The sequence below is a fragment of the Streptomyces sp. iso_384 genome (genome assembly GCF_056172905.1).
In genome coordinates, this window is the sequence record NZ_JBWBTT010000001.1 from 4845359 (window position 1) to 4858365 (window position 13007).

Sequence of the window (13007 nt, forward strand, 5' to 3'; positions counted from 1 at the left end):
GCGGTGAGTGATCGAGGCCGAAAGTCGCCGCCGAACAGGGCAGCTCACACCGAAAGGGAAGAGGAACGAATGACCAAATTGGTGCATTCGCTGGCGAAGTGACATCTCATCAACGGCTCAAGCCCCAGGAAACAAGCCAAAGGCACAGGTGATCGAACCGGATCGAAAGGAGCAGATTCCTCGCCGACGGGCGGGTGATGCGAAAATACGCCGTGCTGACGCGTATACGGAGGCCCGGCGCGCAGGCCTTCCGCCGCGCCCGGTCCGCCCCCCTCTCAGCGCCGGGCGCCGCCGAGTCGGCCCTCCAGCTGCACGAGCAACTCGCCCAGGCGGGAGCTGAGTTCGTCGCGGCTTCCCTCGTCGAGACCGGCGAGCACCGCGCGTTCGTAGGCGAGCTGCTCGGGCAGCAGCCGGTCGACCAGGGAGCGACCCTCGTCAGTGAGGCGGACATGGGCGACCCGTCGGTCGCGGTCGTCGCCGCGGCGGTCGACCAGGGCGCGGTCCTGGAGGGCGCGCAGCCGCTTGGTGACGGCGGCCCCGGAGGAGAAGGTCTCGCGGGCCAGCTCACCGGGGGTCAGCTCCCGGTCCGTCCGGCGTACGGCGCCGAGGAGGTCGAATTCGGCGCGGGTCAGTCCGGCGGCGCGCAGCGGGGCGTCCTCCGCCTGCTGGAGGAGGGCGGCGCAGCGGTTGATCCGGCCGATGATCTCCATCGGTCCGGTGTCGAGCTCCGGGTTGACGGCCTGCCACTGCCGGACCACCGAGGCAACGATGTCGTCGGTCACTCCGCTCCGATCGAAGGGGCGCGGACCGCGGGTCCCCGCCGTTGTGCTGTCGCGGCGAGCGTACGGTGTCCGGCCTGCTCGGCCGCGAGAAGGCGCTGCTCGGGCAGGGCGCGCTGCCACCATTCGCCCGCAGCGGTGTCACCCGCCTCGCGCAGTTCGACGAGGCTCGCGGTGAGCGTCCGGCGTGCCCGGTCCCGATCGGCGGGGGCGGCCGCGGGGTCGGCGCCGGTCCGTTCGGCGTCGGCGCGGGCCCGGCGGGTGGCGTCGAGGGCCCGCTCCACCCGCCCGGCCGCCCGCCGGTTCGTGACGAGTGTCGCGGCCAGGAAGCCGGCGACCGCACCGAGGACGGTGTCCAGGACCCGGTCGCCGATCAGCTCGCCGGCCGGGTGGGTACCGCCGAAATCAAGGACCAGCAGGGCCATGGGGGTCACCGCGACGGAGCCGAGCCAGTAGTTGCGGGTGATGAGGGCCTCGGCGGCGAAGCTGAAGAAGAGACAGCAGCAGACGAGGGCGAGCGGGCTGATGCGGGACACCGGCAGGACGGCGGCGAAGACGAGTACGCCCAGGAGGTTGCCGAGGGTGCGCTGGAGGGCCCGGTTCCAGGAGAGGGTGATGTTGGCCTGGTAGAGGGAGGCGGCGGTGACGATCGCCCAGTAGGGGCGGCCGACGCCGAGCGCGGCGCAGAGGTATCCGGCGAGCGCACAGCCGGTCAGGGTGCGGACGGCGACGGGCAGCAGCGGCGATCCGGGGCCGAGGCGGCGCAGCAGGGTGCGGCGGGTGGCGCGGCGGCCGTCGGGGGTCCGCAGAGCGGCGCGTTCGGCGTCGATCCCGTACAGCTCGTCGGCGGTGCCGGGGGCCGGCGGCGGCGCGGGCACCGGACCCCGGGCCCGGGTCAGGGCGGCCCAGGCGCGCAGCCGGTCCGGATCCGCCGCTCCGCCGCCGGGGCTCGGGGCCGCGAAGGCGGCTTCGGCGTGCACCACCAGGCGTTCCAGCGACCGGCGCACGGGGGTGGGGCGGCCGGAGGCGAGCAGGCACTGCCAGGCGGCGTGCACGGCGGCGGCCGCGGCGTTGCGGGTACGGGGGCCGGGGTCGGCGGCGCACGCGGCCGCGGCCTCCAGGGCGCGTGAGACGGCGCGGCGTTCGGGGCCCTCCCGGCGGACCAGGGCGGGTGCGACGGCGACCAGCCAGGCGACCGCGCCGGCGCCGAGGGTCAGGGCGAGGTGGCCGGGGATCTGCGCCGGGTGCTGCGGGGCGAAGAGGGCGGCGGAGCTGACGAAGGTGAAGATCACATGGCCGGGCGGTCCGATCCGGGTGGCGTCGCACAGCACCTTCTGGGCGGCGGCGAGCAGCGCCCCGACGGCGATGAGTACGGCGGTCGATCCGATGAGGGAGGCGGTGAGCAGGGCGAGCGCGAGCCCGGCCGTCATTCCGAGCACCACGCCCGCGACGGACCTGACCCGCCGGGCGTACGGCAGGCCGTGGCCGTAGAGCGCACAGAGCGAACCCGCCATCGTGTACATCACGAGGTCGAGCCGGCCGAGGGCCAGGAGCGTCAGATGGGGTACGGCGGAGGCGACGACCACGCTGAGGGCGGGCTTGAACCAGGTGTCCGAGGGTCGCGAGAGCCGGAGGGCCGAGGCCAGCGGAAGGCTTCGGACGGAGGGCCGCCGAGGCCGTACGGATGTATCACTCACCCCTACACGTTAACAGGTGTTACACCTGTAAAAGACCTGCCTATCGCCCTGCCTCTCCCCGGTACGCGACAGGACGCCGCCGCCCGGTTCGGGGCGGCGGCGTCCTGAGGGGTGACGGAGAGGGCTGTCGGTCAGCCCAGACCCCGGGCGTCCTGCTTGAGGGCGGTGTCCACCGTCAGCGCCGTGGCGACGACGAGGCTGAGCAGCGGCTCGGGCAGTCGCTGGTGGATCTGGAGCACGTAGTTGTCGGCCGTCGTGAACATGGTCTTCGCGAGGCCTTCCCAGGTCTTGGTGATCCGGGCGATCTCGGTGCCGTTGTGGTCGACGATGGCGAAGTTCCAGGCGCGCCAGTTCTCCGCCTTGATCGCGCCGACCTGCGCACCGCCGGCCGTCATCGCGAAATTGATCTTGCCGATGGCGTTCTGCTGGACGATCTCGCCGACCGGCTGCCCGTCGGGGCGCTGGACGATGACGCGCGACTTGATGAACTTCGCGGGGCGGGTCAGCAGCAGCTGCGGCCGGCCGTGCGCGTCGCGGATCTCCAGGCGGTGCGTCAGGTACTGGTCGATGCTGGAGACGAACCGGAGCACCTTGCGCAGCGCGCTCTGGCCGACCTGGACGACCGAGCCTACGGCCGCGCCGTGCTGGTCGAACACGCGGTACTCGTTCGTCACCTCGATCAGCTTGGCCTTCTGGTTCACCACCAGGACCGGCTGGTCGAAGAGCGAGCCGGCGGACACCGCCTGCTGACCGGGGGCTCCGGCGGCGGCCTGCGCCTGCTGAGCGGGATGACCTCCGGCGCCCGGGGCCTGCTGCTGGGCCGGGAATCCTCCGGCGTTCGGCGCCTGCTGGGCGGGGGCGGCGGCGGGGGCCTGCTGTCCGTCGGCCGGGTGCGTGTGCTCGGTCCACCGGGTCCCGTCCCAGTAGCGCAGCAGCTGCGGGGCGCCATGGGGATCAGGGAACCAGCCCGCGGCTATGTTCGATTGCGTGGTCACTCGGGCACACTATCCCGCGGACAGCGCGACCCATATTCTTTGAATCTTCATACACCCACTACGATGACGGGCGATGACCAGGGTGAGCACGCGGACCGACCGGCAGCGGTACCGCTCCCGTGCGCCTCTCGCCCTGGGCTGGGTGTTCTTCCTGCTCGCCATGCTCTTCTGCTGCTCGGCCACCACCTCGTCCGCCGCCGTGCCGGTCGCGGCGGGCCCGGCCGGCGCGGGCGCCGTCCGTGCGTTCACCCCGACACCGGACGCGGCCTTCGAACCGGTCGTCATGGCCACCGCGGCGGACCGCGGACTCGGGACCTCGTGCCACGGCGGCTCGACGCACACGGCGGCCGTCGTGCTTCCGGCGTCTTCCGCCCCCGTGGCCGTTCCCTCCCTCGTGGCCCAGGTGCCCGCCTCCCCGCTCACCGGCGCGGCGGCCATCCGGGGTCCCGCGCACGACGGTGTGCGCTCCGTCGATCAACTGCGCCTGCAGATCCAACGGATCTAGAGGCCGGATCCGCTCTCCCGCCGCGCCCTGGCGCCGGTTCACCGGGAGCGGCTTTCCGTATGCACCGCATTCCTTTCCCCCTCATGCATCGCCCCGTATGCATCGGTTGAACGACGAGGACTTCCCATGGCTTCCGCCAAGAACCAGAACAACCCGGCCTCGGCACGTCGCGCCAAGCTGGAGGAGGCGCGCCGCAAGGAGCGCGCCCGTGAGCGCCGGGTCCGCATCATCACCATCAGCGCGTCGGTGGCCGTGGTCGGCGCCCTGGTCGCCGGAGGCGGCTACCTGATGGCGCAGGCGAACGAGAAGGACAAGAAGGAGGAGCAGGCCAAGACCTCGCCCGTCACCGGCGAGCGCAGCTGGGACAAGCTGACGCAGGAGCACGTGGCGAACAAGGTCGACTATCCGATGAACCCGCCGGTCGGCGGCGACCACAACCAGGTCTGGATGAACTGCAACGCGGACGTCTACACCGACGAGATACCGAAGGAGAACGCCGTGCACTCGCTGGAGCACGGCGCGGTCTGGGTCACGTACAACGACAAGGCCTCGGACGCCGACGTCGAGGCGCTCGCCAAGAAGGTCAAGTCGACCCCGTACTCCCTGATGAGCCCGGTCAAGGACCAGAAGGACCCGCTGATGCTCAGCGCGTGGGGCAAGCAGGTCACGGTCGAGAGCGCCTCGGACGACCGGGTCGCGCAGTTCTTCACCAAGTACGTGCAGGGCCCGCAGACCCCCGAGCCGGGGGCCGCCTGCACCGGCGGGCTGGACAAGTGACCGTTTCGACGCCTTCCGCCTCCACCCGCCGGATGGTCCTCGCTGGAGCCGGTGTCCTGCTCCTGGCGCTGGGCCTGGTGGCGCTGATGATCCAGCGTCCCTCCGAGGCCTCCCCGTCCGGGGCGTCCTCGGCGGCGCGGTCCGCTCCGGCGGAGGACTCCGTGGACGCGGGCTTCGCCCGGGACATGGCGATCCACCACCAGCAGGCCGTCGAGATGTCGTTCATCGTGCGGGACCGCACCGACGACGAGGACGTGCGGCGGCTCGCGTACGACATCATCAACACCCAGGCCAACCAGCGCGGCATGATGCTGGGCTGGCTGGAGATGTGGGGCCTGCCGAAGAGCGCGGCCGGGCCGCCGATGGAGTGGATGGGGCACACCGTCACGCCGACCGACGACGGTTCGCTGATGCCGGGCATGGCCACCGACGCGGAGCTGGAGGAGCTGGGGGCCGCCGAGGACAAGGCGGCCGAGGTGCTGTTCCTGCGGCTGATGACCGTGCACCACCGCGCGGGCGCGGACATGGCGCAAGCGGCCGCCGGTGCGGCGAAGACGGACGTCATCCGCGACCTGGCGGCGGGTATGGTCCGCGGCCAGCAGTCGGAGATCGGCCTGATGGCGGACATGCTGAAGGCCCGGGGCGCCAAGCCCTGAGCCAGGAGGGGGCGGTTCCGGCCGGACGGCCGGGGCCGCCCCCTTCCCGTACCCCCGCCGGGAGCCCGACATCACATAGGCTCGGCGACGATATGAAGAGCATCCTCACTCCGCTGGGGCCCAAGGCCGACAAGGACACCGTGCGACGGCACAATCTCAGCCTGGTACTGCGCGCCGTGCGGGACGAGGGCGAGCGCGGCGAGGCGACCCGGGCCGGAGTGGCCGCCCGGGTCGGGCTGACCCGGGCCGCGGTGTCCTCGCTCGTCGAGCAGCTGATGGACAGCGGATTCCTCACCGAGTCGGGCAAGACGTTCAGCGGGCACGCGGGCCGCCCAGGCACCGCGCTCAAGGTGGCCCGCACCGGCCCGGCCGGGCTGGGCGTGGAGATCAACATCGATTACGTGTCGGTGTGCGTGGTGGATCTGGCCGGCACCGGCCGGGTCCGGCAGACCGAGCACCTCGACAACCGGGGCGCGCCCGCCGAGGAGGCCCTGGAGCGGGCGGCCCGGATCGCCGCGCGGACCCTGGAATCGGCGTACGAGCAGGAGTTGCGTCCGGTGGGCGCGGCGCTGGCGCTGCCCGGCCTGGTCTCCGCCGGCTCGGTGCGGCAGGCGCCCAACCTCGGCTGGAACGAGGTCCCGGCGCAGAGACTGTTCGCCGACGCCCTCGCCGCCCTGCGCCCGGGCCGCCCGGTGCTGCCGGTCGCCTCGGAGAACGAGGCCAATCTCGCGGCGTTGGCCGAGCTGTGGTTCGGCGGACTCGACGACGTACGCAGCTTCCTCTATCTGACCGGCGAGATCGGGGTCGGCGGGGCGCTGGTCCTGAACGGCGAACTGCTGCGCGGGGCGCACGGTTTCGCCGGGGAGATCGGCCATGTGGTGGTGGACCCGGTGGGGCCGGAGTGCCGGTGCGGTTCGCGCGGGTGCCTGGAGCAGTACGCCGGCCAGGCGGCGCTGCTGCGGGCGGCCGGCATCGACGGTCTCGGCGGCGCCTCCGGGGTGCTGGAGCTGGAGCGGCGCGCGGAGGCCGGTGACCCGCGCGCGGTGGCGGCGGTCGCCGAGGCGGGCCGGATGCTGGGCCGGGTGCTGTCGGGGGCGGTCAATCTGATCGACCCGGACGCGGTGGTGCTCGGCGGGATCTACCGGGGCCTGATGCCGTGGCTGGCGTCGCCCGCCGACGAGGAGCTGACCGGCCGCGTGGTGTCGGGGCTCTGGTCCCCGGGCAGCGGCCGGCTCCGCGCGTCGTCGGTGGCGGGCGACGCGGCGCGGGGCGCGGCGGCGCTCGTGGTGCAGGACGTGCTGGACGATCCGGTGGCGTACGCGGAGCCGTCCGGCGGGTGAGCCGGGGCCGTGGGCCGGGGCCGTGGGCGGGGGCCGTGGGCGGGGGCCGTGGGCGGGGCCTGCCGGAAGGCACCGGCTCGTGCGGTACGCCGGTGAGCCCCGGCCTCTCCGGTACGCCCGCGGGCACGGCTCCTCCGGTACGCCCGCAGGCCCGGCCCGTCCGGTGCGACGAGGGGCCCGGCCCGTCCGGTGCGGCAAGGGGCCCGACCACTCCGGTACGCCGCCGACGCCGGGCCGGCCGGTACGTCAGCGGCCCCGGCCCACCCGGCGCATCGGCCCGGACGTCAGCGCACGCCGAGCAGGTGGTCCATCGCGAGCTGGTCCAGCGCCTCGAAGGCCATGCCACGCGCCGCGGCGGCGTCAACGTCGAAGTCCTCGTACGCGCTGCGGTCGGCGAGGAGACTCGCCAGGCCCTCTCCGGCGGTGGGGCGCGCCAGTTCGTCCAGGCGGGAGGCGCGCAGGGCCGCCCGCACCTCCGGGTCGGCGCGGAATGCGGCGGCCCGCTCCTTGAGGATGAGGTAGTTGCGCATGCAGCCCGCTGCCGAGGCCCAGACGCCTTCGTAGTCCTCGGTGCGCGGGGGCTTGAAGTCGAAGTGGCGGGGGCCTTCGTAGCCGCTCTCCAGGAGGTCGACGAGCCAGAACGCCTGGCGCAGATCGCCCGCGCCGAAGCGCAGGTCCTGGTCGTACTTGATGCCGGACTGGCCGTTGAGGTCGATGTGGAAGAGCTTGTCCGCCCACATCGCCTGGGCGATGCCGTGCGGGAAGTTGAGCCCGGCCATCTGCTCGTGCCCGGTCTCCGGGTTGACGCCGACCAGCTCCGGGCGCTCCAGGCGCTCGATGAAGGCCAGGGCGTGGCCGATGGTGGGCAGCAGGATGTCGCCGCGCGGCTCGTTGGGCTTGGGCTCGATGGCGAAGCGGAGGTCGTAACCCTGCTCGGTGACGTATTCACCCAGCAGGTCGAAGGCCTCCTTCATCCGGTGCAGTGCGAGGCGGACGTCCTTCGCCCCGCCGGACTCGGCGCCCTCGCGGCCGCCCCACGCCACGAAGGTGGTCGCGCCCAGTTCGACGGCGAGGTCGATGTTGCGCAGGGTCTTGCGGAGCGCGTACCGGCGTACGTCACGGTCGTTGGCGGTGAACCCGCCGTCCTTGAAGACCGGGTGTGTGAAGAGGTTCGTCGTCACCATGGGCACGACGAGTCCGCTGCTGTCGACCGCCTGCCGGAAGCGCTTGACGATCGCCTCGCGCTCCGTCTCCGGTGCGCCGAAGGGGATCAGGTCGTCGTCGTGGAAGGTGACGCCCCAGGCGCCCAGCTCCGCGAGCCGCTGCACCGACTCGACGGGGTCGATGGCCGCGCGGGTCGCGTCGCCGAAGGGGTCCCGGCCCTGCCAGCCCACGGTCCACAGACCGAAGCTGAACTTGTCCTCGGGGGTGGGGGTGAAGCGTTCCGTCATCGTCGTCCGACCGCCTTCGCCTGCCGTCGGGACGCCCGGCGACAGGCCCGGCACCCCTATTTGTTCAGTGTCATGACTAATCAAGCACACCGCACCCCGGGCACGGAAGCCCTCTGCCGTACGGAGCACCTCCGACCCCCTGTGCAGAGGGCCGCTCATCCCGTAATTTGTTCGTGCCGCAGCCGAATGATCAGCACGCGTGCCACCCAGCACCCGCAAGCACCCGCAGCGCGAAAGAGGCCCCCATGCCGTCACCCGCCGTCGTCATCGGCGTGGACAGCTCGACCCAGTCCACCAAGGCCGCGATCATCGACGCCGAGACCGGCGAGCAGCTCGCCGTGGGGCGTGCCCCTCACGTGGTCACCGGCGAGGCCGGGGCCCGGATGAGCGATCCGGAGATCTGGTGGCGGGCGCTGTGCGATGCGGTGACCGCCGGGCTGAAGGAGTCCGGGCTTCCGGCCCGCGCGGTCACCGGTATCGCGGTCGCCGGACAGCAGCACGGGCTCGTCGTGCTGGACGCGGCGGGCCGGCCGCTGCGCCCCGCGCTGCTGTGGAACGACACCCGCTCCGCGCCGCAGGCCGCCGCTCTCACCGAGGCGCTCGGCGGGCCCGGGGCCTGGACGGAGCGGACCGGGTCCGTGCCGGTGGCGTCCATCACCGCATCCAAGTGGCAGTGGCTGCGCGAGAACGACCCGGCGAGTGCCGCGAACGCGGCGGCGGTCCGGCTGCCCCACGACTTCCTGACCGAGCGCCTCGCGGGCGTCGCCGCCACCGACCCGGGGGACGCCTCGGGCAGCGGCTGGTACTCCACCGCCACCGGCGCCTACGACCCCGATCTGCTGGAGCTCCTCGGTCTCGACGCGGCCCTGCTTCCGGAGGTCGCACCCACCGGGGCGGCCCGGATCGGCTCGCTCACCGAGGCGGCGGCGAGCGCGCTCGGGCTGCCCGCGGGCATCGCGGTGGCGGCCGGCACCGGCGACAACATGAGCGCCGCCGTGGGCCTCGGGCTGGGCGGCGACGGCCTGTTGGACCACCCGGCGCTCAGCCTCGGCACCTCCGGCACGGTGTTCGCCGCCTCCCGCACCCGGCCCACGTCCACCGCGCTGAACGGCTTCGCCGCCGCCGACGGTACGTACCTGCCGCTGGCCTGCACCCTCAACTGCACGCTCGCCGTGGACAAGGTGGCCGCCCTGCTCGGCCTGGACCGCGAGGACGCGGCGCCCGGCGGCGAGGCGGTCCTCCTCCCGTACCTCGACGGTGAACGGACCCCCGACCTGCCGACCGCCTCCGGGCTCCTGACCGGGCTGCGCCACGACACGACCCGGCAGCAGCTGCTGGGCGCCGCCTACGAGGGCGCGGCCGTCACCGTGCTGCGGGCCATGGACGAACTGCTGTCGGCCTGCGGCCTCGACCCGGACGCGCCCGAGGTCGCCGGCCGCCCGCTGCGACTGATCGGCGGCGGGGCGCAGGGGCGGATGTGGGTGGAGACGGTACGCCGGCTCTCGGGCCGCCCGCTCGTCATCCCGGGCAGCGGGGAGCTGGTGGCCCTCGGTGCGGCGGCGCTCGCCGCGTCGGCGGCGGGCGGGGGCGATCCGGTGGCGCTGGCGACGGCCTGGCAGAAGTCCGGCTCGGACCGTCGACTGGAGCCGGTGGAACGGGATGTGGAGACCTGGGGGCGGGTCACCTCGGTCCTGGAGCGGGCGTCCGGTCCGCTGCTCGGCGGTTCCTGACACCGCCGGAGGCCGGCATGTCCTCGATGAGGTCGGCGGCGCGCGGGGGGCCGCCCTCGCTTCGGGCGTCAGCCCGCAACTGTGCGCACCGACGGGCGATTTCGGGGTCGTCGATCAGCTCCTCCAGGGCCGCTCGCAGGGTCGCGGCCGTGGCGTCCGGGGTGTCGATGCGACGGGCCACGCCCAGCTCCACCAACCGGTCCCCGTTCATGAACTGTTCGGCGCCCTGGGACACGGCGATCATCGGGACGCCCGCGAGGAGCCCTTCGCCGCAGCCGCCCATTCCGGCGTCGGTGACGAAAGCGTCCGCCTGTTCCAGAATCGCCCGCTGCGGGACCCAGGAGCGCACTTCGACGTTGGGCGGGACGTCGCCGAGGCCCGCACCTTGCCCGGTAGCACCTCCGGCGGGCAGGCCAGCAGGACGCGCCGGTGCCGGGTGTCCGCGGAGGCCGTCGGGAAGAACGCCCCGCCGCCGGCCGAGACCGGATCCGCGTCCCGGAGCAGACCGTCGAGAAAGGTGTCCATCGGCTCACGCACGGAGGGGTCGACGAGCAACCGCATGTCCTCCCATGCCGCGCCCGCGCGAACATGCGGGGCATGAGCGCCGGTGGTGGTGGAGAAGGCGTACTCGGCGCACCACGCCGCCCCCGGACCCGGGGGCCGGCCCCAGCCGTCGTCCCGCCGGCGGCCGACCCCGTACGGGACATCGGTCTCCGACGGCCAGGCAGCGTCCTGAAGCCGTTCGATCCGACTCGCGACGGGGACGGCGCCCAGCCACCCCCAGTCCACCATGAACAACGTGAGATCCATCCCCACGGGCGCAGCATAGGCAGGATCCGCATGCCGCGAACGGCGTCTCCGAGCACTGGCAGGGGGCCCCGAGGAGCTCGGTTGGGAATACGATCTGATTTTCCATAAGATCCGGCGATGATCACTAGAAAACGGCTGACGACCGGGGTGGGCATAGCGCTCGCCACCTTGGCCGCCGGGCTCGGCACCGCGATCCCCGCCGCCGCCGACGAAGCCCCCGCCGCCCCCTCCCCCAAGGTCGAGCTGGTGCTCGACGTCAGCGGCTCCATGCGCACCCGTGACATCGACGGCCAGTCCCGAATGGCCGCCGCGAAGCAGGCGTTCAACGATGTGCTGGACGCGGTGCCCGAGCAGGTACAGCTCGGTATCCGGACGCTCGGCGCGGACTATCCGGGCGAGGACCGCAAGGTCGGCTGCAAGGACACCCGGCAGCTCTACCCGGTCGGCCCGCTGGACCGTACCGAGGCCAAGACCGCGGTCGCCACCCTCGCCCCGACCGGCTTCACCCCGATCGGCCCGGCCCTGCTCGGCGCGGCCGACGACCTGGAGGGTGGGGAGGGTTCGCGGCGGATCGTGCTCATCACGGACGGCGAGGACACCTGCGGGCCGCTCGACCCGTGCGAGGTGGCCCGGGAGATCGCCGCGCGCGGCACCCACCTGGTCGTGGACACGCTCGGCCTGGTGCCCAACGCCAAGATCCGCCAGCAGCTGACCTGTATCGCGGAGGCCACCGGCGGCACCTACACCGCCGTCCAGCACAAGGAAGAACTGTCCGGCCGCGTCAAGCAGTTGGTGGACCGGGCCGCCGAGCCCGCGGTCACTCCGGTGGCCACCGAAGGGGCCAAGAGCTGTTCCGCGGCGCCCGAGCTGAAGCCGGGTCTCTTCACCGACCGCTCGGAGATCGGCCAGCACCGCTGGTACCGCGTGAACGTGCTGCCCGGTCAGGAGCTGCGCGCCTCCGCGAGCGTGGCCGCCGACCGTGCCGTGGACGACGACTACGGGGTCCTGCTGCGCGCGGTGACCGCGCACGGGCGCGAGATCGTCCGGGGTTCCGAGGCCGGGACCGGCCGCACCGACGTGATCTCGTCCGGCCTGCGCTATCCGAAGCCCGAGGTGGAGGACGGCGACGACGGCGACGGCAAGCCCGCCGCCGAGACCGTCTGCCTCCAGCTCGCCCACTCCTTCTCCGCGCCCGCCTCGGTGAAGAAGTCCCCCGGTCTGCCGGTCGAACTGACCGTGGATCTGGTGGACGGCCCGGACACCGCATCCGACGTGGCGGCCTTCGGGCTCGGCCGCGGCTGGTGGCTGCTCGGCGTGCTGTTCCTGACCGGACTGGTCGCGGGCCTGCTGACCGGCTGGATCTCGCGCTGGCGCGTCGCCGTATGGAGGACCAACTGATGCGTACGACAACTCGCCGTACCCACGGCGTACGACGCGCGCTCACCGGAGCGCTGCTCGCCGGACTGACCCTGCTCACCTCGGCCGGCGCGGCGGTGGCGGACGACCCGTCGGCGAGCGCGAGCCCCGCCGGGGACGAGGCGGGCCCGACGGAGGCCGGCACCACCTTCCGTACGGCCACCGCGCTGAAGCCGGACCAGACCGGCACCGCCCAGGCCTCGGCGGGTGACTACCTGTACTGGGTGTTCCCGGCCGACGCCGGTCAGCGGCCCACCGTCGAGGCCACGGTGAAGCTGCCCGAGAACGCGGCCCGGCGCTCCACGTCCACCTGGCAGATCGATGTGTACGACGGGCTGCGCCGCCGCCAGGCCTGCATGTACGGGCACCAGACCAGGAAGGCGGCGGCCGACGCGGCCACCGTCGAGCTGTCCTGCGTCCTGCGGCCCGTGCGGGCCTGGTCCGAGCCGTGGGCGAACGACCCGCTGCCCGGCAGCTACTACGTCCGGCTCACGGTGGTGGACCTGCCCGCCGACGAGCTCGGACTGCCGGTCGGCGCCGAGGTGAAGGCGACCGTCAAGGAGCAGGGCGGGGCCCACGACGTGGACGGCGCGCTCTCCGAGCCGCTGGTGCCGGGCGTCTCGGTCGCCTCGGCGGGCGACGCCGCCGGATCGGCGGCGCCGCGTGTGCCGTCGGCCGGTGAGCCGGAGGACGGCTGGGCCTCGGGCTGGTGGACCGACCGCTGGCTGTGGACCGTGGGCGGTGGTGTGCTCGCCGCGCTGGCGGCCGTGTTCGGCTACTCGCTGACACGGGGCCGGGGCCGGCCGGCCCGGGCGCCGCAGGGCGCCTGACGGTCCCGTCGGCCACTCCCC

At 73.3% G+C, this 13007-nt stretch carries 11 protein-coding genes and 1 pseudogene; 7 read left to right on the plus strand and 5 right to left on the minus strand.

Features of this window, described 5'->3' with window-relative positions; genetic code table 11:
* Positions 1-275: 275 nt before the first annotated feature.
* The 3 genes from AC0VY3_RS21800 to AC0VY3_RS21810 form a co-directional block, all read right to left on the minus strand.
* Positions 276-782 (minus strand): MarR family winged helix-turn-helix transcriptional regulator, encoded by a 507-nt coding sequence (locus AC0VY3_RS21800; protein WP_475550360.1) that lies wholly within the window; start codon positions 780-782, stop codon positions 276-278.
* Positions 779-2476, minus strand: coding sequence for an FUSC family protein (locus AC0VY3_RS21805; RefSeq protein ID WP_475550361.1), 1698 nt, complete (start codon positions 2474-2476; stop codon positions 779-781). The genes AC0VY3_RS21800 and AC0VY3_RS21805 overlap by 4 nt, the downstream gene beginning before the upstream one ends.
* 131 nt (positions 2477-2607) lie before the next feature.
* Entirely contained in the window at positions 2608-3471 is an 864-nt protein-coding gene (locus AC0VY3_RS21810; RefSeq protein WP_475550362.1) for an LURP-one-related family protein, read from the minus strand.
* A gap of 73 nt (positions 3472-3544) precedes the next feature.
* Here AC0VY3_RS21810 and AC0VY3_RS21815 point away from each other — a divergent pair, with 73 nt between their 5' ends.
* The 4 genes from AC0VY3_RS21815 (at position 3545) to AC0VY3_RS21830 (ending at position 6749) form a co-directional block, all read left to right on the plus strand.
* Positions 3545-3976: a hypothetical protein gene (locus tag AC0VY3_RS21815; RefSeq protein ID WP_475550363.1), complete on the plus strand. Its 432-nt coding sequence runs from the start codon at positions 3545-3547 to the stop codon at positions 3974-3976.
* 126 nt (positions 3977-4102) lie between these two features.
* Entirely contained in the window at positions 4103-4753 is a 651-nt protein-coding gene (locus AC0VY3_RS21820; RefSeq protein ID WP_030076194.1) for a DUF3105 domain-containing protein, read from the plus strand.
* Between the two features lie 32 nt (positions 4754-4785).
* Entirely contained in the window at positions 4786-5409 is a 624-nt protein-coding gene (locus tag AC0VY3_RS21825) for a DUF305 domain-containing protein (protein WP_103508279.1), read from the plus strand.
* A 92-nt stretch (positions 5410-5501) separates the two neighbouring features.
* Entirely contained in the window at positions 5502-6749 is a 1248-nt protein-coding gene (locus AC0VY3_RS21830) for an ROK family protein (protein WP_475550364.1), read from the plus strand.
* Between the two features lie 284 nt (positions 6750-7033).
* On the opposite strand, the gene xylA is transcribed toward AC0VY3_RS21830, so the two are convergent.
* The gene (gene xylA, locus AC0VY3_RS21835; RefSeq protein WP_103508005.1) at positions 7034-8200 is read right to left on the minus strand and encodes a xylose isomerase; all 1167 of its coding nucleotides are present in this window, start codon (positions 8198-8200) and stop codon (positions 7034-7036) included.
* Between the two features lie 245 nt (positions 8201-8445).
* On the opposite strand from xylA, the gene xylB reads away from it, so the two are divergent.
* On the plus strand, positions 8446-9930 hold the full coding sequence (xylB, locus tag AC0VY3_RS21840; protein ID WP_475550365.1) for a xylulokinase: 1485 nt from the start codon (positions 8446-8448) through the stop codon (positions 9928-9930).
* Here xylB and AC0VY3_RS21845 read toward each other — a convergent pair.
* Positions 9881-10312, minus strand: a pseudogene (locus AC0VY3_RS21845) (nucleotide disphospho-sugar-binding domain-containing protein); the annotation flags it as partial. The gene xylB and the pseudogene AC0VY3_RS21845 overlap by 50 nt on opposite strands.
* 545 nt (positions 10313-10857) lie before the next feature.
* On the opposite strand from AC0VY3_RS21845, the gene AC0VY3_RS21850 reads away from it, so the two are divergent.
* Both AC0VY3_RS21850 and AC0VY3_RS21855 read left to right on the plus strand, forming a co-directional pair.
* Positions 10858-12138: a VWA domain-containing protein gene (locus AC0VY3_RS21850; RefSeq protein ID WP_475550366.1), complete on the plus strand. Its 1281-nt coding sequence runs from the start codon at positions 10858-10860 to the stop codon at positions 12136-12138.
* Positions 12138-12986: a hypothetical protein gene (locus AC0VY3_RS21855; RefSeq protein ID WP_475550367.1), complete on the plus strand. Its 849-nt coding sequence runs from the start codon at positions 12138-12140 to the stop codon at positions 12984-12986. The genes AC0VY3_RS21850 and AC0VY3_RS21855 overlap by 1 nt, the downstream gene beginning before the upstream one ends.
* The last annotated feature ends 21 nt before the right edge of the window (positions 12987-13007 follow it).

Coding starts and splice junctions, on each gene's coding strand:
- xylA (WP_103508005.1), bottom strand. CDS start 8,200: ATGACGGAACGCTTCACCCCCACCCCCGAGGACAAGTTCAGCTTCGGT.
- AC0VY3_RS21820 (WP_030076194.1), top strand. CDS start 4,103: ATGGCTTCCGCCAAGAACCAGAACAACCCGGCCTCGGCACGTCGCGCC.
- AC0VY3_RS21825 (WP_103508279.1), top strand. CDS start 4,786: ATGGTCCTCGCTGGAGCCGGTGTCCTGCTCCTGGCGCTGGGCCTGGTG.
- AC0VY3_RS21830 (WP_475550364.1), top strand. CDS start 5,502: ATGAAGAGCATCCTCACTCCGCTGGGGCCCAAGGCCGACAAGGACACC.
- AC0VY3_RS21850 (WP_475550366.1), top strand. CDS start 10,858: ATGATCACTAGAAAACGGCTGACGACCGGGGTGGGCATAGCGCTCGCC.
- AC0VY3_RS21815 (WP_475550363.1), top strand. CDS start 3,545: ATGACCAGGGTGAGCACGCGGACCGACCGGCAGCGGTACCGCTCCCGT.
- AC0VY3_RS21855 (WP_475550367.1), top strand. CDS start 12,138: ATGCGTACGACAACTCGCCGTACCCACGGCGTACGACGCGCGCTCACC.
- xylB (WP_475550365.1), top strand. CDS start 8,446: ATGCCGTCACCCGCCGTCGTCATCGGCGTGGACAGCTCGACCCAGTCC.